The following is a 19,336-nucleotide window of genomic DNA, read 5'->3' as shown; positions in this document are numbered from 1 at the left end:
TTTTTTTTGTGTTTTTTTAAAAGATAGAAAAGAAGAAAGGTGGTTTGGCGATTGCCAAACTTCTGATTATGGGGGCTGGGGCTGGAAGGCTCGAGCTCGGGGGTATAGCGCTTAGATCAGGCTGAGAGCGGTTGTCGAGATTTAGCGAACCGCCTTTATTTTTGTTTTTAGACTTAATTGTGGTCTGTTCCGACTTAATTCGCTCTCATTTTGACTTAATTTTTCTTATTTAGACTTAATTAGAGCTCTGGTATACCCCGCACCGTATGCTTCGAAGATAAGTTTCAAACACCACCCCCCTCATAACCCTCAAAATAAGAAGAAGATGGCCACAGCCATCTTCCACCTCGCGATATTCTTAAAGCAAAAGCTCCAAAATCCATCCAAAAAAGCCCCTCAAGCAGCTCCGACAACCATCATCCAAGCCAAAAACTCACTTAAACACCTCAGTTGCCACCACAAATCTCCTAATCAGCTCTCCCCATCAACTCCACCGCACATAATTTCACGGTAATCGTGATTTTATTCACGGTAATCCTCCATATATTCACGGATAAGCTTCATAATTTCACGGATAAAACTCTTTATCGAATTTTCGACAACTACACCCACTAGCTAATACTTAAAACTACGCCAGCAACTAACTAACACACAACACACACACTAACCAACATTTCTCTACACAATATCCCACCAATTTTATGCTAAACTAAAAGATAAAAAACAATGGGGAGGCCATATATCATGAAGAATGTTCATTTTGATACATCCAGCGTACATGCAAGTGGTCATAATAGTGTGAAGTCGGTAAGTAAGATCAATCCGATCTATCAGACATCAGCTTTTTCTTTTAACGATCTAGACGATCTAGAGGATTATTTTAGAGGAAAGAACGATTACTTATATACACGTATGAACAACCCCAACCAAAACGATTTTGCGAGTGGTGTTGCAAACCTCGAACAAGCTCCTGCCGGTGTTGTGACATCATCCGGTATGTCAGCCATCTTAGTTGGTATCTTAGCGGTCGCACAAGTTGGTGATCATATACTAGCATGTGATGATTTGTATGGCGGCACCTATCAGCTTCTTTCTGATGACCTCAAAAGCTTTGGAATCGAAACGACGTTCGTTTCATTCAAGGACCTAGATGAGGTTAAACGAAACATCCGTAACAACACAAAACTCATTTATTCAGAATCCATAACAAATCCTTTATTGCGTGTAGAGAATCTAGAGGGACTTGTTGCTCTTGCAGAAGAACATAATCTTACTACGATGATTGATAATACATTCGCTACACCTTATGTACTTCAGCCGTATACGAAAGGTGTCGATCTTGTTGTTCATAGTGCGACGAAATATTTAAATGGACATAGCGACGTGACAGCAGGTGTAGTAGTAGGAAAAGAGGAGTTAATCGCAAAAGCTCAAGCGAAAATGATTCACCTGGGCTGTAATCTAGGACCGTTTGATGCGTGGTTAGCATCCAGAGGATTGAAGACGTTAAGCGTGCGTATGGAGCGTCATATCTCGAACGCCACAGAATTAGCGAACCAGCTTAAACAGTCAGAGGGAATTAAAACCGTCTACTATCCAGAATACGTGAGTGAAAACGGAAATTCATCAATTGTTACGATCGAACTCGACGAGAAAAGCAGCGTGCATACGTTCTTTAAGTCATTGGATTGGGTTCATATCGTTCCAACGCTTGCTGGTGTAGAAACTACGGTCTCGTATCCACTCGGAACTTCTCACCGTTCACTACCAGCTGAAACATGTGAAAAATTGGGGATCAATAAGAATGTAATCCGAATATCTGTGGGTATTGAAAATATTGAGGATATCGTAACTGTCTTTAAAGAAGCTGCCAAAAAAGCCCTGTTACAATAGGGCTTTTGGGCTTTTTACTGTAATAAAAACGAATTGTTTCTTTTTGTCGAAATGTGATATGATACCTGAGTGAAAGCGCTTCATCATATACATCAAGGGAGGCATAAAAATGAAGCCAAAACAAGAATTACATCGTGGGCTCGAAGAACGACATATTACACTTATGTCACTCGGGGCCGCTATTGGAGTGGGCTTATTTTTAGGGTCAGCTTCAGCAATTGAAATGGCGGGGCCAGCAATTTTATTAGCATATGCATTAGGCGGATCTGTAATGTTCATCATTATGCGAGCGTTAGGTGAGATGGCGATTCATCAACCTGTTGCCGGATCTTTTAGCCGTTATGCTAAAAACTATATTGGACCACTAGCCGGTTATTTAACAGGCTGGAACTATTGGTTCTTATGGATCGTTACATGTATGGCTGAGATTACAGCTGTAGGTATTTATATGAAGATGTGGTACCCAGATGTACCTGTCTGGATTTGGGCACTATCAGCACTTGTGATTATGGCGAGCATCAACTTGCTTGCGATCAAAGCATATGGAGAGTTTGAATTCTGGTTTGCACTTATCAAGATCGTTGCTATCGTATTGATGATTATAACTGGTTTAGGCATGATACTATTTGGTTTTGGTAACGGTGGAGTGGCAACAGGAATCAGTAACCTTTGGGAAAATGGCGGTTTCGCACCAAACGGCATACAGGGAATCCTCATGTCTATGCAGATGGTTATGTTTGCATTCTTAGGAATTGAGATGATCGGTGTTACAGCAGGTGAGGTAAAGAATCCTGAAAAATCTTTAGCAAGAGCCGTAAACTCTGTATTCTGGCGTATCTTGATTTTCTACGTAGGGGCATTATTTGTTATCATGTCCATCTATCCGTGGGATCAGATCGGAACGCAAGGAAGTCCGTTCGTTCTTACTTTTGAAAAAATCGGTATCGGACAAGCTGCTGGTATCATTAACTTTGTCGTACTAACTGCGGCATTATCCAGCTGTAACAGTGGAATATTCAGCACAGGACGCATGCTTTTCAACCTGGCTGAACAAAAACAAGCACCAGCTAAACTTCATAAAGTAAGTAAAACGGGCGTACCATCAGTTGCTGTATTAGTTTCAGCCGGAGCACTTCTGATTGGAGTCGTTTTAAACTATCTTGTTCCTGAAAAAGTATTCGTGTGGGTAACAAGTATTTCAACATTCGGAGCGATCTGGACATGGTCGATTATTCTTGTGTCTCAGCTTAAGTTCCGCAGAAGCTTAAGTGAAGAAGAAAAGAAAACATTGAAATTTAAAGTTCCGTTCTTCCCATATGGATCATATATCGCACTAGCTATCCTAATCTTAGTTGTCGGACTCATGGCATACTTCCCAGATACACGTATCGCCTTGATCGTAGGGCCTTGTTGGTTGATCTTATTAACAGCGATCTACTATTTAAAAGGGTTCAACAAACGTCCTGAGAATAACGATAAAGTGGCTTAAAATAGAGGGCACAGGAAATAAATAAAATTTCTTGTGCCTAATATTTTTAAAACACTTGCATCATACTAAGATACATGATATATTAATAAATGTCCGAAACAAGTTGTTATCTAAACCAGAGAAAACAACATTTTATAACGTCGCGGGGTGGAGCAGTCTGGTAGCTCGTCGGGCTCATAACCCGAAGGTCGCAGGTTCAAATCCTGTCCCCGCAACCAATTTAAATTTCATGAACTACGTCGAGTAAACGTCTAGCCATGAAATATCGGGAGTGCCCATTGGGTGCAACCAATTTTTATTAAAGCAATAAACTACATCAATTACATACTAAGCTGGACCCGTGGTGTAGTGGTTAACATGCCTGCCTGTCACGCAGGAGATCGCCGGTTCGACCCCGGTCGGGTCCGCCACTTTTAAAAACGAAACAAGGTTTCGTGTTTTTTTATGTCTAAAAGTAAGTTAAACTAATATACAACTGTCACCTTAGGAGTTTTATTATGATCCTAAGGCTTTTTTATAATTTTTATTTGGCAATGGCCCATATGACTTGTGTTTTACTATTTTTCTTCATTGATTTGTTGATTGGAGTGAAAGGCGCGAGACTCCTGCGGGACGAGTGGGACAGGTGAGACCCTTAAAGGCGCAAAGCGGCAAGGGGCTCACCGCCCGCCCCGCGGAAAGCGAAGCACCTGTAACGGAAATCAACCACTTCCAAGAACAACAAAGTTAAGACCAGAGAGGAGCACATCCATGATTAAAGATGAATTTGAATGGATCAACAGCATCACGCCTCGTCACTTTTTTCAAAAAGAGGTGGTTCAAGGCATTGGGGATGACGCTGCTCTTTGGTCGGTGAACGAAAAGTTGGATCAAATCGTTTGTGTGGATACCATGGTAGAAGGTGTTCATTTTACGAGGAATACGTTGGCTCCTTATCAAACGGGCTTTAAAGCACTTGCTGTGAACGTGAGTGATATTGCTGCGATGGGTGGTATTCCGCAGTTCTACCTCGTCTCGATCGCGATTCCTTCAGAATGGACGGAGGAAGAGCTGCAAGAGATCTATCGTGGCATGAGCGAACTCGCAATGAAATACAAAATCGATCTTATAGGCGGAGATACTGTTTCTACAAAAGGGCCGTTAGTATTATCAGTGACGGTTATTGGAAAAGTAGAAAAGGGTAGATCTTTATTAAGAAGTAACGCGAGACCAGGAGACTCTGTATTTGTAACAGGAACAACGGGAGAATCAGCGGCAGGACTCAACGTTCTGCTTGTAAAAACAAGGCATGCTGATTTTACGGCAAATGAAGAAAAATGGAGAAGTCAGCATCAGATGCCCCTTCCACATATCGAGCAAGGAAGACTTCTCGCAGGAAGCGGTTTTCGCCTTTCCTTAAACGATGTCAGTGACGGAGTGGCGAGCGAATTGAATGAGATCGCTGAAGCGAGTAACGTTTCCATTCATATAGATAGAAACAGCCTGCCTGTTAGTGAGTCCTTAAGAGATTTACCAGAGGCGGACGTGCTCAACCACCAGTTATTTGGTGGGGAAGACTATGTGCTTGTTGGGACGGCGTCAGAAGAAGATTTTAAGGTGCTGTCAGATACATTCAAACAACATGCGCTGCCGCTTTATGAAATCGGTAAAGTTGGAGAAGCTGGTAAGGCAGAAGTCTATCTTCATAAACAGGACGCCAAGCCGGAACTTCTTACGAAAAAAGGATTTAATCATTTTAGGGAAAGGTAAGGGGAAGTCATGAGTACTTATCAATACGAAACAAAGTCAGCGGAAGAAACGATGTCTTTTGCCGAAAAGCTGGGCTCTATTCTTCAAAAAGGAGATGTACTCACACTGGCTGGAGATCTTGGAGCTGGAAAGACGACTTTTACAAAAGGGCTCGCAAAAGGGCTCGGAGTGACCCGTACAGTGAACTCTCCTACTTTTACCATCATTAAAGAATACAGCGGACGACTGCCGCTATATCATATGGACGTTTATCGATTAGAAGACTCGGACGAAGATTTAGGATTTGACGAGTACTTTTCAGGAGAAGGCGTTTGTGTGGTCGAGTGGGCTGTATTTATAGAAGACTATTTACCAGAGGAAAGACTTGAACTCGTGATCTCACATAAAGGCGACGATGAGCGCGAGATTAAATTAAAACCTATCGGAAGCAGATACGAAGAACGCGTTAAGGAGATTATGTAATGAAAGTTCTTGCAATAGATACATCCAATCTTGTGATGGGGATCTCGGTATTGGATGAAGGAAAAGTGCTCGGTGAGTATATTACAAACTTAAAAAAGAATCATTCGATACGAGTGATGCCCGCGATTGAAGAAGTATTAAAAGAGACCGGGGTAAAACCTGCAGAACTCGATCGCATCGTGGTGGCGAAAGGGCCAGGATCTTATACAGGTGTCAGAATCGGTGTAACGATCGCAAAGACACTTGCGTGGACGCTGAAAAAAGAACTCGTTGGGATCTCGAGCCTAGAAGTGCTCGCTCAGAGCGGGAAATACTTTGATGGCTATACGGTTCCATTATTCGATGCGCGCCGCACGCAGCTCTTTACGGGGCTTTACGGAAGAAATGATTCAGGAGAGTTTCAAAATCTTTGGGAAGACGGAATCATCTTATTAAAAGATTGGTTGGACAAGCTTCAAGAGCTAGATAAAAAGATATTATTCGTCGGGAACGATTTACCTCTGCACAAAGAGACGATTCAGAACGTGTTAGGCGATCAAGCTGTTTTTGGACAAGTATCCGATCACAATCCGCGTCCAAGCGAACTCGGACGTATCGGTATGACGAGCGAACCGGTTGAAATCCATTCGTTTACTCCAAGCTATCTTCAGTTGGCAGAAGCAGAAGTGAACTGGCTGAAGTCACAGGGGAAGTAGGGTGGATTTGATGGGAGAGCCTTATACATTCAGACTGGCAAAAGTAAGCGACATAGATGATATCCTTGGAATCGAGCAAGCATCGTTTGCTGTTCCATGGTCCCGAGAAGCTTTTTACAGAGAAATTGTTGAGAACCAGTTCGCTCATTACCTTGTTATCGAAGACTCCTTTCAGCCGGTCGGTTATTGCGGCATCTGGCTCGTTATGGATGAAGCACATGTTACGAACATTGCGATTCTTCCTTCATATAGAGGGAGAAAGCTAGGGGAGATGCTCATGAGAGAAGCGATCAAGCTCGCGAAGATGCATGGCGCTGTATCGATGACGCTAGAGGCACGCGTAAGTAATCATGTTGCACAGAATTTATATAAAAAACTAGGATTTGAAGCAGGCGGTATCCGGAAAAACTATTATAGCGATAATGGTGAAGATGCTTTAGTCATGTGGGTGGAATTATGATAAAAGATGAATTGATATTAGCGATAGAAACAAGCTGTGATGAGACAGCGGTAGCGATTGTAAAGAACGGTACAGAACTGTTGGCAAACGTTGTCGCGTCACAGATCGAGAGTCATAAGCGTTTTGGCGGAGTTGTGCCTGAAGTGGCGTCACGCCATCATGTTGAAGAGATTACAGTCGTGATCGAAGAAGCGTTGAATCAAGCGGGGTTAAAACCAGGAGATCTCACGGCTGTTGCCGTAACAGAAGGACCAGGACTCGTAGGTGCTCTTTTGATCGGTGTTAACGCAGCGAAAGCGTTCGCCTTCGCGCATGGTCTGCCACTCGTTCCTGTGCATCATATCGCGGGGCACATCTACGCGAACAGACTCGTAAAAGAAATGACGTTTCCGCTGTTGTCTCTTATCGTCTCAGGCGGACATACAGAGCTCGTTCTGATGGAGGAGCACGGAACGTTCAAAGTAATCGGTGAAACAAGAGACGACGCAGCAGGTGAAGCGTATGATAAAGTGGCGCGAACGCTTAACATGCCATATCCAGGCGGACCTCATATCGATAAACTGGCACAAGAGGGAGAAGCAAATATTGACCTGCCTCGCGCGTGGCTAGAGCCGAACTCACTTGATTTTAGCTTCAGCGGCTTGAAGTCAGCCGTGATCAACACGGTTCATAATGCAACACAGCGCGGAGAAGTGATCAAGCCAGAAGATCTAGCAGCGAGTTTCCAAGCAAGTGTTGTGGATGTACTTGTGGAAAAAACATACCGTGCCGCAGAGCAGTATAACGTAAAACAAGTCCTCTTGGCCGGTGGAGTAGCGGCGAACAAAGGACTTCGTCATATGTTAGAAAACCGTTTTAATGGAACAAAGTATGACCTCGTTATTCCTCCTCTCCACTTATGCACAGATAATGCAGCCATGATTGGAGTTGCAGGGAGTGTAGCGTACCAAAAAGGAACGCGTGGAGATATGGCGTTAAACGGTGTACCGGGGTTAGATTTAGAAGCGCAATAAGAAAAAAGCTCTTTTCCTTTAATGAGGAGAAGAGCTTTTTTAGTTATCGACAGAAATCGACACAAAAACCTTTCTTTTTGTGGAAAAGTTATACACAGCTTTGTGGATAATGTGGACAATGGTTTTGAAACATTTGAAACCAAGGGTTTGTGTTATACACAATTCACATCATGTATACACATGTTTGTGTGGATAAAGTGGATAAGTCGTCAAAAAATGCAAAATCCACAGATCGAACTGTGGATAATATTTTATAGTAGTAACGTATTTAAGAGGTTTTGGGGCTTTTGCTTCGTGAAATTGTTTGTAAAATGTGTAGAAGCAATGTCGAAATGTGCGAAGACCAACTTGAAGATGAATAAAAAAAGCTGATATCCCTCTATATAAGGATATCAGCTTTCAATTTAAGCATTCTGAAGTTCTTCCCATTCTTCCATCAACGTTTCCATCTCTTCGTTCAAAGCATCTAGCTGAGACTGAAATTCTTGCGTTTTTTCATAATCCTGAAAGACTTCAGGTTTACAAAGCTCAGCTTCGGCCGACGTGATTTTCGTTTCGAGTCCTTCTAGCAGCCCCTCAATCTCCTCGATACGGCGCTGCCTTTTACGATCGAGCTTCTTCGCTTCTTTATCGATCGAGTTCTTTGCACCGTTCCCTTGGTTGGAAGAAGGAGTATTAGCCGCGTTCTCAGCTTTCTGGCGAGCGGCAATTTCTTCACGTGCTTTCATCTCGTTTTTCTTTTCGGTGTAATAGTCGTAGTCACCTAGATACTCGGTCACCCCAGTTGGTGCGAGTTCAACGACTTTCGTGGCGATACGGTTGATGAAATAACGGTCATGCGATACGAAAAGAATCGTACCAGGATAATGGATCAGAGCTTGTTCAAGGATCTCTTTGCTGTCGAGATCCAAATGGTTCGTCGGCTCGTCCAGCAGAAGAAGGTTTCCTTTCTCCATCATAAGTTTCGCTAGAGCAAGTCGAGCCTTCTGACCACCGCTCAGCTCTGTTACAAGCTTCAACACATCGTCACCGCTAAACAGGAACTGTCCGAGAATCGAACGAATCTCTTTTTCCGTTTTTTCCGGATAGTCATCCCATAGCTCGTTCAACAAGGTCTTGCGTGAATGCAGGTCTGCTTGTTCCTGATCATAGTGAGAGATCATGAGTCCACTGCCGTAACGTATATCGCCCGATATGAGCGGCAGCTGCTTACGTATCACTTTTAATAAAGTCGATTTGCCGATTCCGTTCGGTCCAACGATCGCGACGCTGTCCTGGCGGTTAACCGCTACCGATACATTCTTAAATAACAGTTCACCGTCTTCATATCCCGTGCTCACGTTTTCAAGTTTCAGCACATCGTTCCCACTTTGTCTCTCAATCTCAAAAGAAAAACTAGCAGACTTTTCTGCGCCAGCCGGACGCTCTTTCAATTCCATCTTTTCTAACTGTTTACGACGACTCTGCGCACGTTTCGTAGTCGAAGCCCGCACGATGTTGCGCTGAATGAAATCTTCCAACTTCGCAACCTGATCTTGCTGCTTCTCAAACTCTTTCATCTCTTGAGCGAAGCGCTCCGCTTTTTGCTCGAGATAGTTAGAATAGTTACCAGTGAAACGGTAAGATCGTTTTCTCGAAACTTCATAAACGGTCGTTACGATCTTATCGAGGAAATACCGGTCATGGGAAACGATTAAGATGCCGCCGGGATAACTCTGTAAATATTGCTCGAGCCACGTTAGTGTTTTGATGTCTAAATGGTTCGTCGGCTCATCGAGAATGAGTAGATCGGGTTTTGTTAAAAGAAGCTTCGCGAGTGCGAGTCTCGTTTTTTGTCCACCACTTAATGTGTTGATCTTCGTATCGCGATCAAAATCGGCAAACTGAAAGCCGTGAAGCACCGTACGAATCTCCGCTTCATACTGATAGCCGCCTTCGTCTTTAAACGTAACCTGAAGCGCATCATAGTCTTTCAGGAGACGTTCATACTCCGCTTCATTCGCAATCACTTTTGGATCGCCCATGCGCGCTTCCATCTCACGCAGTCTTTTCTCTTTTTTACGAAGGTCTTCAAACACAGAGAGCATCTCGTTCCAGATCGACTCATCCGAATCCAGCCCCGCATCTTGTGCAAGATAACCAGTCTTCACGTCTTTCGGAATCATGACATGACCAGAATCATAGGAATACTCACCAGTAATCACCCGAAGCAGCGTAGATTTTCCCGCACCGTTCCGCCCAACAAGAGCGATCCGCTCGCCCTTTTGAACCTCTAGTTTTATATTCGATAAAATAACGTCCGCGCCAAAAGACTTCGTAACGTCCTGAACTTGTAAAATAATCATTGTAATTTCACCTCTGAAAACGGGTGGTTTTATTAAATGGCTTCCTAAAATGATTGGAATTATTGCTTCAATGTAAAGTTGATTGGAGTGCAAGGTGCGAGACTCCTGCGGGACAGGTGGGCAGGTGAGACACTTATACGTGAAACGTACGAATGTGGCTCACCGCCTGCCCCGCGGAAAGCGAAGCACCTGGAACGGAAATCAACTACTTTCAACAATCATGTATCAGCCTTAATACAAATAACCCTGTCTAACTAGTAGTTTAGCGTAGTTTGGAGATTCGCGCCAACAAAGGGAATGTTCAACATTTTGCAATAATTACAAGTAAAATCTTAACGACAATAAAAGCGGTTTCGTGTATATTCATCATGAGGAGGGGTTTTATGACAGAGTTTACCCATTTTAACGAAGAAGGCCGTGCGTGCATGGTAGATATTTCGGAAAAAGAAACATCTCACCGAACAGCCATAGCGGTAAGCGGGGTAACGGTTTCTGAAGAAGTCTTCCTTAAGATCAAAGAAAACGGATTTAAAAAAGGGGACGTTCTAGCCGTCGCACAGATCGCTGGAATCATGGCTGCCAAAAAGACCTCTGACTGGATCCCGATGTGTCACCCGTTATCACTGACTGGCGTTGATCTGTCTTTTTCATGGGATGAATTGGCGGACAGCATGTATAAATTAAACATTCAAGTCGAAGTGAAAACGAAAGGCAGCACCGGTGTTGAGATGGAGGCGTTAACAGCGGCTTCTGCAGCAGCGTTAACCGTCTATGATATGTGTAAAGCAGCGGATAAGGGAATGGTGATCGGGCCTACATATCTCCAATCGAAAACAGGAGGCAAGAATGGGGACTTTCTACGTTCTTCAAGCCCTGACAAAATATGATACAATAGGAATAGATAAGCTTTCTACACTTGGAGGGCTCCAAATATGAACCAAGATCAGTTAAAAATACCACACGCAACAGCAAAACGGCTGCCCTTGTATTATCGTTTTTTGAAAAACTTATCATCTTCCGGTAAACAAAGGGTGTCTTCTGCTGAATTAAGCGAAGCTGTTAAAGTAGATTCTGCGACGATCCGCAGAGATTTTTCTTATTTCGGCGCATTAGGCAAAAAGGGTTATGGCTACAATGTTAATTATCTGCTGTCGTTCTTCGCGAAAACGTTGAACCAGGATGAAACGACTACCGTAGCGTTAATCGGAGTAGGTAACTTAGGCACTGCCTTTTTACATTACAATTTCACCAAAAATAACAATACCAAAATAGAAGTCGCATTCGATGTAGACCAGGCTAAAATCGGTAGCGAAATTGCTGGAGTTCCGATTTATCACACAGAAGACATCGAGCAAGAGCTGAAGAACCGAGGTATTGATGTTGCGATCTTGACTGTTCCAGTCGGAGCGGCTCAACCGATCGCAGATCAGTTAGAGCGCGCAGGTGTAACAGGCATCTTGAACTTCACACCCGCACGATTGACCGTCTCACCAGAGATTCGTGTTCATCACATCGATTTAGCTGTTGAATTGCAATCGCTTGTTTATTTTATGAAAAACTATTCTTAAACCAAGGAGGTAATCGTTATGTTAGGACCAGGAAGTATCGCGGTAATCGGACTTGCAGCTCTTGTTATGTTTGGACCGAAAAAGCTGCCTGAGCTAGGAAAAGCAGCAGGTAAAACGCTTCGCGAGTTCAAGAATGCAACAAAAGGCATGATGGACGAAGAAGATGACAGCAAAAAGGAACGCGAACAACTGAAGAAGTAAGGATGTTTGTCTATGACCTCTGAAAAAAATATGTCGCTATACGGTCACATTGGCGAATTACGAAAGCGCATCATGTGGGCGATCCTAGCTTTCTTCGTATTCTTGATCGCTGGATTTTTCTTAGCCAAGCCCGTGATTGTATATCTGCAAAGTGATCCAATTGCAAAGAACATTCAGATGAACGCTTTTCATCTAACCGATCCACTGAACGTGTACATGACGTTTGCCTTCTTTATCGGCCTCGTCCTATCCGCACCAGTGGTGTTGTACCAACTCTGGGCATTCATCAGCCCGGGGCTTTATGAGAACGAACGAAAAGTAACGCTCATGTACATCCCGATCGCATTCATGCTCTTCTTAACGGGACTCGCATTTTCGTACTTTATTCTTTTCCCTTTCGTTGTCAGCTTCATGGGAAATGTCGCCGTGGCACTTAGTGTAGAAGGCGAATACGGAATTCAGGAATACTTCTCATTCCTATTCAACATCACACTGCCGTTCGGACTGTTGTTCCAGTTCCCGGTCTTGATCATGTTTCTGACTCGACTCGGAATCGTAACACCTGATCTCCTCAAGAGCATACGAAAAGTAGCCTACTTTGGAATTTTAGTAGTAGCGGGATTGATTACACCGCCAGAGCTGCTGTCTCACTTAATGGTTACGTTCCCGCTGATCTTGTTATACGAAATCAGCATCATCATTTCGAAGGCAGCTTATAAAAAACGAATGAAAGCCGAAGTCGAAGCACTCGTAAAAGAACGAGAAGCACAAGCAGAAGCTATGTATCATGATTAAAAAGAGGATGAACCCACGCGGGGAATCCTCTTTTTTGTGTGGTTGGAGTGAAGCTGTGGTATGGGAGAGTGGGAGTGGACAGTAATAATAGGGAAGTGGACAGTAAATTTGTAAAAGTGGACAGTATTTCATCGAAAGTGGACAGTAAAACTCAAGAAGTGGACAGTATTTTCTTAAAAGTCGACAGTAAAAGCATCGTTTGAAGTGGCTTGCGGGCTACTCAGGTGTCACCTAAAGTACTGAAACAGCCTTCGTTTTGGTGCTTGGTTCGATAATCTGTCGGATTCGAAGATTAATCTGTCCGATTGGCCGTATAATCTGTCCAATCTCCAACTTAATCTATCTAATCTCCCACATAATCTGTCCATTTCAGCCAATAATCTGTCCAATCTCATATCCACCATTGACCAGCCTCAAAAAGCACCACCGCGACAAATCCCACACAAACAAAAAAAACTGCCTCCATTAAGAAGCAGTTTCCCCATATTATTTCTTCTTTTTTCTTTTTAAGTGGCTGTTTAATGCGAAATAGCGGATGGCATTCGCGTAGTCGAAGGTAGCTACGATCATCGTGATGATCGTCCAGAAGCTTGTCATTCCGTACTCGCTTGCGTAATGAACGGCTAAGTACGTAAAGACGACTCCGATCCCTAGATATAAAAATGCCATAAACAGTGGTGATGTCTTCATAATAGTCCTCCAATAATCAATTGCGCTGTTTCTAGCTGTTGTTCCATTTCTTTGATTTTATCGGCAAATAATACTTGAATGATCAAAACGAGCGTGTTCATGGCAACGTGTGCCGCGATCGGAACGATAAGACGTTGGGTCCGAACATAAAGAAAAGCGAACGTGAAGCCCATTGCCGTGTAGATTAATAAGTGTGTGAAGTCCGCATGAACAGCAGCAAAGATTAACGAACTGATCAAAGCAGAGATAAAGAAATTAAAGCGTTTATGAAGAGAGCCAAAAATGATCTTTCGGAAGATGATCTCTTCTAGTATTGGCCCAACGATGGCCGTTACAATCATAAAATATTTAACGTTTTTAACGATTTCAACAAGTTGCTTCGTGTTCTCGGATCCAGGCTGAATACCAAACAGGTTCATCTCGATCATGCTCGCGATAATTTGAGCGGCGTACGCCATGAAAATACCGATGATCGACCATAGAACGGCAGATCCTTTTGAGACGCGCTTAGTATTTCGGTGGCGTTCTCTCATTTCAGGGATCAGCATGTAAAGGATAATAACAAGAGCCGCGATAAAGCTGAACGTTCCCCACATTCCAAAAAGTTGATTTTTAGGAACACCAAGTTCATTTAACAGTGGAATCCCAATGTAACCTGAGAATTGCATCACGATATATATGAAGATGATCCACCAATATTTTTTCTTCAAATTACCTTCTCCTTTACGTACAGCCCTAAAAATAATTACGTTTCATACCTCTTTATATGCTTACCCATTTTAACATAGAATAGGCAGGGCTCGCGAGGATATCGAATTTGCGGGTAATTCGATTTATATTTATATTTCTCGCTTGCAAAATTTTTTAGTTTTATTTATTATTAGAAATGGAGTTAGCACTCACTAACAAAGAGTGCTAATAAGAAATCTTTTAACTATTTAAGGAGGGTGTTTCACTTGTTAAAGCCACTAGGTGACCGTATTATTATTGAGCTTGTAGAAGGTGAAGAAAAAACTGCAAGCGGCATTGTATTGCCAGATTCAGCAAAAGAAAAGCCTCAAGAAGGAAAAGTTGTTGCTGTAGGTACGGGCCGTGTAACGGATAACGGCGAGCGTATCTCTTTAGAAGTTTCTGAAGGCAACACGATTATTTTCTCAAAATACGCAGGTACAGAAGTTAAGTACCAAGGTAAAGAATTCTTGATTCTTCGTGAGTCTGACGTATTAGCGATCGTAGGCTAAACGTTAGGTAACTGGGAAGCTTCAATAATTTGAAGCTACATAAATCAAACATAAAGCATATGTAAGTCACTAACTTTTAAAATTAATGGGAGGGTTTTTACATGGCTAAAGATATTAAATTTAGTGAAGACGCACGCCGCTCAATGCTTCGTGGTGTTGATGCACTAGCAAACGCTGTAAAAGTAACACTTGGACCAAAAGGACGTAATGTTGTGCTTGAGAAGAAATTCGGTTCTCCTCTAATCACAAACGACGGTGTTACAATCGCAAAAGAAATCGAGCTTGAAGATGCATTCGAAAACATGGGTGCTAAGCTTGTAGCTGAAGTTGCGAGCAAAACGAATGACGTAGCAGGAGACGGAACGACAACTGCAACGGTTCTTGCTCAAGCAATGATCCGTGAAGGATTAAAGAACGTAACGAGCGGAGCAAACCCAATGGTACTTCGCAAAGGGATCGAAAAAGCAACAGCTGCTGCTGTTCAAGAACTAAAAGCGATCTCTAAACCAATCGAAGGCAAAGAGTCTATCGCACAAGTTGCGGCGATTTCTGCAGCTGACGAAGAAGTAGGACAATTGATTGCTGAAGCGATGGAGCGCGTTGGAAACGACGGCGTTATCACGATTGAAGAATCAAAAGGATTCACAACAGAGCTTGAAGTGGTTGAAGGAATGCAGTTCGACCGCGGATACGCATCTCCATACATGGTAACAAACTCTGACAAGATGGAAGCAGAGCTTGAGAACCCGTACATCCTTATCACAGATAAGAAGATTACGAACATCCAAGAAATCCTTCCAGTTCTTGAGCAAGTGGTACAACAAGGGAAATCTCTATTGTTGATCGCTGAAGACGTTGAAGGTGAAGCACTTGCTACATTAGTAGTTAACAAGCTTCGCGGAACATTCAATGCAGTAGCTGTAAAAGCTCCTGGATTCGGTGACCGCCGTAAAGCAATGCTAGAAGACATCGCAGTTCTAACTGGCGGTGAAGTGATCACAGAAGAGCTAGGTCTTGACCTTAAGACTGCGAACATCACGCAGCTTGGTACAGCTTCTAAAGTTGTGGTTACAAAAGAAAACACAACTATCGTTGAAGGTGCTGGGGATTCTTCTAAAATCGCAGCTCGTGTTAACCAAATCAAAGCACAACTCGAAGAAACAACTTCTGAGTTTGATAAAGAAAAATTACAAGAGCGCTTAGCGAAATTAGCTGGTGGAGTAGCAGTAATCAAAGTTGGTGCAGCTACAGAAACTGAGCTGAAAGAGCGTAAACTTCGTATTGAAGACGCACTTAACTCAACGCGTGCAGCGGTTGAAGAGGGTATCGTATCCGGTGGTGGTACAGCTCTAGTTAACGTGCTAAAAGCGATCGCTCAAGTAGAAGCGACTGGCGACGAGTTAACAGGTGTGAAACTAGTACTTCGTGCACTAGAAGAGCCAGTTCGTCAAATCGCACACAACGCAGGTCTTGAAGGATCTGTAGTGGTTGAGCGTCTGAAGAACGAAGAAATCGGAATCGGCTTCAACGCAGCAACTGGCGAGTGGGTAAACATGTTCGAATCCGGAATCGTTGACCCAACAAAAGTTACACGTTCAGCTCTACAAAACGCAGCATCCGTATCTGCAATGTTCTTAACAACAGAAGCAGTAATCGCGGATAAGCCAGAAGAAAACGCTGGCGGCGGAATGCCTGACATGTCCGGCATGGGCATGGGTGGAATGGGCGGCATGATGTAATAACGCCCACAAAACCCAAGTGGGTTTGTGAGTTTAAAAACTGTGGAATGCTAGCTAGCATTTTGCTGAAATAAAGGATTTACCAGGAGCTTCTTATAAGTTGATTAAACTTATAAGAAGCTTTTTTTATATTATTCATTGGATAATTAAGGAACTTTATTATACTATTTATTGTATAAATGAAAGAAATAAAGTATTAGCCTGCACAAAATACTAATTTCTTTAAACACTGAAAAAGTTGACCCTAAAAATTAAACTGAAAAGGAACAATGAAAAATGATACTGATTAAAAATAGAAACAAACTAGCATTTATGTTTATACTTGTTTTACTTTTAGTAGGATGTACGAATGCGAAAGAAAATAGCTCCGAAAAAGAGAAGCTTGATAAATCCAAGCCTCTGCCCATTGGCACAGTCGTAAAGTTAAAGCAGATGAAGAAAAGCGTCATGATTTATGGCTACAATCAAATTCAAGTAAGTACTGGAAAACAATATGATTACATAGCGGTCCCGTACCCGGAAGGTAATATTTCTCCCGATTATAATGTGTTTTTTAACCGTAACTTTATTGAGAAGGTTATGTACGGTGGGTATGATTCAGAAGAAGGAAAAAAGCTGCGTAAGAAGGTAGAAAGCAACATGAAAGGCAATTAAGGAGAAATTCCAGAGTTATTAATGATTTGACGGAATTTTAATCTTATCATCTACACACGTTTTTTACTAAAGAGGATACAACAGCAGTTTGTCAAAATAATAAAACTAGTAGTATTTATACTTACTAGATTTGATACAGCAATGGAGGAAATTACAAAGTAAATGAAAATATCAGACTTAATGAATGTCATTGAACCCGCTGCCTTAGTACATATGTCTATGTCCAGTGATAAAAATTGGTTAGCACTTTGTGTAAATGGAGAGCCAGTAGATAAGAGGTCGAATGGTGTTTCGATGGCTGTTGAAGGAACAACACAATGGGTTTGTAATTTGAATACAGGTGAAGCATTTCCGATTGCTCCAGAGGCAAATAGTAGCTGGGCGGGAGTATGGTCTCCTGAAGGTAAGACACTTGCTTTTTTTGCGGATATTGGAGGAAAGGCCCGTTTATGGTTATGGGATTCTACAAACCATAGTCTTCATTTAGCTGCAGATTTAGTCGTTCGGCCATTCTTTGGCTTCGAAAAACCAATTTGGACAAAAGACGGCAAACAAATCATTATAAAAACTATGCCTGACACACCAATAAATGAAAATGATTTTTACTCGAATTGGGAAGAGTCTGGATCACATACTAAACTACCACAACAGGTAAAGGTATTTGATACAGGTGACATTTCTGATCGAGAAGTGATTGAAGATCTAAATAACTGGGCTGATCGTTATCGGGCAGACATTCGTATGATTTCTGTTGAGAGTCAACGTGTTACAACTCTTTGTAAAGGGTTGCGACCAGTAGGGATGAAACTTTCAACAGATGGTAACTATCTTGCTTTCACGCATTGTTTGGGTGAAGAAAATAGGAATACCCAACAAAATATTTTTGAATTATGGATATGCCCACTCAATCCTAGCGATACAACTGAGGTAAAATGTGTCTCTTCAAAAATACATATGATGTATGGTGTAAGTTTTAGTTGGGGAAACGACAATACATCTATCTACTACACTACAAGCGGGCCATTGTCAGATGGAGGCTTATGGGTTGCAAACACAATTACCAATACAAATGAGCTATTATTCCAAGATAAAACAAATCATTTAGGGCATGATTTTGAATCACCAAAAGTAACAAGTAATGATGATGTAGTCATGATTGCAGGAGGAAAGCTATGGTATTATCGTTCAACTTCTGGTTCGCTAAATCACTTTTCTTTGTCGGAAGGACGCATTATTGTTGCAGGGTTTCCGATCACTAAGGATAACCAAATTGTGGTTCAGACTCATGAACCTTTAGAAGTAAGGGATGGATTTTGGAACATTGATTGTGTTACAGGAGTAGCCAATCAAATACTTGAAGAACCAAAAGGGCACCTTCCATGGTTTGAAGGTGGAGTTGCTTATTGTGACCACATGACAGAAACAATAGCTTATCTATTTCAGGATGCTGATCTTCCACCAACAATAAGGGTATTTGATGTTGCATCTAAAAGTAGTACTGATGTAACGTTATCAAAATTAGAGACAGATACGTTTGGTTCTTCGGAAATCATTCGTTGGAAGGGTGAGCATCAAGAGTTGAGGGGAGCTCTACTACTACCTAAAGATAGTAAGGGGCTAGTTCCTGCAATCATTAGAGTTTACCCTGGCTCTATGCAATCCAATAATGTTCGATTATTTGGCATGAGTCCATCCATGTGTGATAATCACCAAATATTTGCTTCACACGGGTATGCTGTATTTTCACCTGACTTACCTATGAAAAGAACACATGAACCAGCAGAAGAAATTACGAAAATGATCGCTGATGCTTATGAGGCTTTAATTAAACATCCAAACATTGATTCAGAAAGAATTGGAATTATTGGACATTCCTTTGGTGGTTATTCAACATTAGTAGCTATAACAAAATTGCCACATTTTAAAGCAGCTATTGTATCGTCAGGAATAGGAAATCTAATCAGCTATTACACACAGTTTGATATTAACTCGAACTTGAACTATGGAAGTATTGAAGACGGACAATTTAACATAGGTGCTACATTATGGGAAGAGCGAGAACGATATATAAAAAATTCTCCATTGTTTGAGTTTCACAAGATACAGACGCCTGTACTAATCACGCAAGGAACAAGAGACCATTTATGCTATGCAGAAGCTGGACCTATATTTTCTTCATTAAATCGATTAAATAAAACGGCTCAGTTGGTATTATATGATGATGAAGAACATTACCAAGGAACGTGGCGGCGAGAAAACCTTGAGGATTATTATGAGCGCGTTCTGAAGTGGTTAGATAAGTACTTATAATTATATTTAACAAAATTTACACAATGGAAGTC

18 protein-coding genes and 2 tRNA genes are annotated in these 19,336 nt (G+C 42.1%); 17 read left to right on the top strand and 3 right to left on the bottom strand.

Annotation, left to right across the window (positions count from 1 at the left end):
* Nucleotides 1-744 precede the first annotated feature (744 nt).
* The 9 genes from IHV10_RS22110 to tsaD all read left to right on the top strand — a co-directional run bounded on the left by IHV10_RS22110 (nucleotide 745) and on the right by tsaD (nucleotide 7,761).
* The gene (locus IHV10_RS22110) at nucleotides 745-1,893 is read left to right on the top strand and encodes a trans-sulfuration enzyme family protein (protein WP_197134639.1); all 1,149 of its coding nucleotides are present in this window, start codon (nucleotides 745-747) and stop codon (nucleotides 1,891-1,893) included.
* A gap of 109 nt (nucleotides 1,894-2,002) precedes the next feature.
* On the top strand, nucleotides 2,003-3,382 hold the full coding sequence (locus IHV10_RS22105) for an amino acid permease (RefSeq protein WP_197134636.1): 1,380 nt from the start codon (nucleotides 2,003-2,005) through the stop codon (nucleotides 3,380-3,382).
* A 141-nt stretch (nucleotides 3,383-3,523) separates the two neighbouring features.
* Nucleotides 3,524-3,600 (top strand) — tRNA-Met (locus tag IHV10_RS22100).
* A gap of 116 nt (nucleotides 3,601-3,716) precedes the next feature.
* Nucleotides 3,717-3,792 (top strand) — tRNA-Asp (locus tag IHV10_RS22095).
* A gap of 340 nt (nucleotides 3,793-4,132) precedes the next feature.
* Complete coding sequence (gene thiL / locus IHV10_RS22090; RefSeq protein ID WP_231619656.1) at nucleotides 4,133-5,131, top strand: thiamine-phosphate kinase; 999 nt, start codon at nucleotides 4,133-4,135, stop codon at nucleotides 5,129-5,131.
* Nucleotides 5,132-5,140: 9 nt separating this feature from the next.
* Nucleotides 5,141-5,593 (top strand): tRNA (adenosine(37)-N6)-threonylcarbamoyltransferase complex ATPase subunit type 1 TsaE, encoded by a 453-nt coding sequence (gene tsaE, locus IHV10_RS22085; protein WP_197134633.1) that lies wholly within the window; start codon nucleotides 5,141-5,143, stop codon nucleotides 5,591-5,593.
* A complete protein-coding gene (gene tsaB / locus IHV10_RS22080; RefSeq protein ID WP_197134616.1) occupies nucleotides 5,593-6,288 on the top strand; it encodes a tRNA (adenosine(37)-N6)-threonylcarbamoyltransferase complex dimerization subunit type 1 TsaB in 696 nt (231 codons plus the stop codon). The genes tsaE and tsaB overlap by 1 nt, the downstream gene beginning before the upstream one ends.
* Nucleotides 6,289-6,298: 10 nt before the next feature.
* The gene (gene rimI / locus IHV10_RS22075; protein ID WP_066399684.1) at nucleotides 6,299-6,748 is read left to right on the top strand and encodes a ribosomal protein S18-alanine N-acetyltransferase; all 450 of its coding nucleotides are present in this window, start codon (nucleotides 6,299-6,301) and stop codon (nucleotides 6,746-6,748) included.
* On the top strand, nucleotides 6,745-7,761 hold the full coding sequence (tsaD, locus tag IHV10_RS22070; protein ID WP_197134613.1) for a tRNA (adenosine(37)-N6)-threonylcarbamoyltransferase complex transferase subunit TsaD: 1,017 nt from the start codon (nucleotides 6,745-6,747) through the stop codon (nucleotides 7,759-7,761). Before rimI ends, tsaD begins: the two co-directional genes overlap by 4 nt.
* Before the next feature lie 404 nt (nucleotides 7,762-8,165).
* Here tsaD and IHV10_RS22065 read toward each other — a convergent pair whose 3' ends face one another.
* On the bottom strand, nucleotides 8,166-10,106 hold the full coding sequence (locus IHV10_RS22065) for an ABC-F family ATP-binding cassette domain-containing protein (RefSeq protein WP_197134610.1): 1,941 nt from the start codon (nucleotides 10,104-10,106) through the stop codon (nucleotides 8,166-8,168).
* 383 nt (nucleotides 10,107-10,489) lie between these two features.
* Between IHV10_RS22065 and moaC the strand changes: the two genes are divergently transcribed.
* Genes moaC through tatC form a run of 4 tightly spaced genes read left to right on the top strand, consistent with a single transcriptional unit; the run spans nucleotide 10,490 to nucleotide 12,670 of the window.
* The gene (gene moaC / locus IHV10_RS22060) at nucleotides 10,490-10,993 is read left to right on the top strand and encodes a cyclic pyranopterin monophosphate synthase MoaC (RefSeq protein WP_197134608.1); all 504 of its coding nucleotides are present in this window, start codon (nucleotides 10,490-10,492) and stop codon (nucleotides 10,991-10,993) included.
* Between the two features lie 45 nt (nucleotides 10,994-11,038).
* A complete protein-coding gene (locus IHV10_RS22055) occupies nucleotides 11,039-11,674 on the top strand; it encodes a redox-sensing transcriptional repressor Rex (protein ID WP_197134605.1) in 636 nt (211 codons plus the stop codon).
* 18 nt (nucleotides 11,675-11,692) lie between these two features.
* Nucleotides 11,693-11,875, top strand: coding sequence for a twin-arginine translocase TatA/TatE family subunit (locus IHV10_RS22050; RefSeq protein ID WP_191755387.1), 183 nt, complete (start codon nucleotides 11,693-11,695; stop codon nucleotides 11,873-11,875).
* 12 nt (nucleotides 11,876-11,887) lie between these two features.
* Complete coding sequence (tatC, locus tag IHV10_RS22045; protein WP_197134602.1) at nucleotides 11,888-12,670, top strand: twin-arginine translocase subunit TatC; 783 nt, start codon at nucleotides 11,888-11,890, stop codon at nucleotides 12,668-12,670.
* 486 nt (nucleotides 12,671-13,156) lie between these two features.
* On the opposite strand, the gene IHV10_RS22040 is transcribed toward tatC, so the two are convergent.
* Both IHV10_RS22040 and IHV10_RS22035 read right to left on the bottom strand, forming a co-directional pair.
* Nucleotides 13,157-13,360 carry a YdiK family protein gene (locus IHV10_RS22040; protein ID WP_197134599.1) on the bottom strand — a complete coding sequence of 68 codons (204 nt, stop codon included), beginning with the start codon at nucleotides 13,358-13,360 and terminating at the stop codon, nucleotides 13,157-13,159.
* Nucleotides 13,357-14,070 carry a CPBP family intramembrane glutamic endopeptidase gene (locus IHV10_RS22035; RefSeq protein WP_197134597.1) on the bottom strand — a complete coding sequence of 238 codons (714 nt, stop codon included), beginning with the start codon at nucleotides 14,068-14,070 and terminating at the stop codon, nucleotides 13,357-13,359. The genes IHV10_RS22040 and IHV10_RS22035 overlap by 4 nt, the downstream gene beginning before the upstream one ends.
* A gap of 246 nt (nucleotides 14,071-14,316) precedes the next feature.
* Between IHV10_RS22035 and groES the strand changes: the two genes are divergently transcribed.
* The 4 genes from groES (at nucleotide 14,317) to IHV10_RS22015 (ending at nucleotide 19,304) form a co-directional block, all read left to right on the top strand.
* Complete coding sequence (groES, locus tag IHV10_RS22030) at nucleotides 14,317-14,601, top strand: co-chaperone GroES (RefSeq protein ID WP_137792218.1); 285 nt, start codon at nucleotides 14,317-14,319, stop codon at nucleotides 14,599-14,601.
* 101 nt (nucleotides 14,602-14,702) lie between these two features.
* The gene (groL, locus tag IHV10_RS22025; protein WP_137792217.1) at nucleotides 14,703-16,340 is read left to right on the top strand and encodes a chaperonin GroEL; all 1,638 of its coding nucleotides are present in this window, start codon (nucleotides 14,703-14,705) and stop codon (nucleotides 16,338-16,340) included.
* A 276-nt stretch (nucleotides 16,341-16,616) separates the two neighbouring features.
* On the top strand, nucleotides 16,617-16,994 hold the full coding sequence (locus tag IHV10_RS22020) for a DUF4176 domain-containing protein (RefSeq protein WP_231618452.1): 378 nt from the start codon (nucleotides 16,617-16,619) through the stop codon (nucleotides 16,992-16,994).
* 162 nt (nucleotides 16,995-17,156) lie between these two features.
* Nucleotides 17,157-19,304: a S9 family peptidase gene (locus IHV10_RS22015; RefSeq protein ID WP_197134594.1), complete on the top strand. Its 2,148-nt coding sequence runs from the start codon at nucleotides 17,157-17,159 to the stop codon at nucleotides 19,302-19,304.
* The last annotated feature ends 32 nt before the right edge of the window (nucleotides 19,305-19,336 follow it).

Source organism: Fictibacillus sp. 5RED26 (genome assembly GCF_015903895.1).
Classification (GTDB): domain Bacteria; phylum Bacillota; class Bacilli; order Bacillales; family Fictibacillaceae; genus Fictibacillus; species Fictibacillus phosphorivorans.
This window is presented reverse-complemented; position numbering and strand designations above follow the sequence as displayed.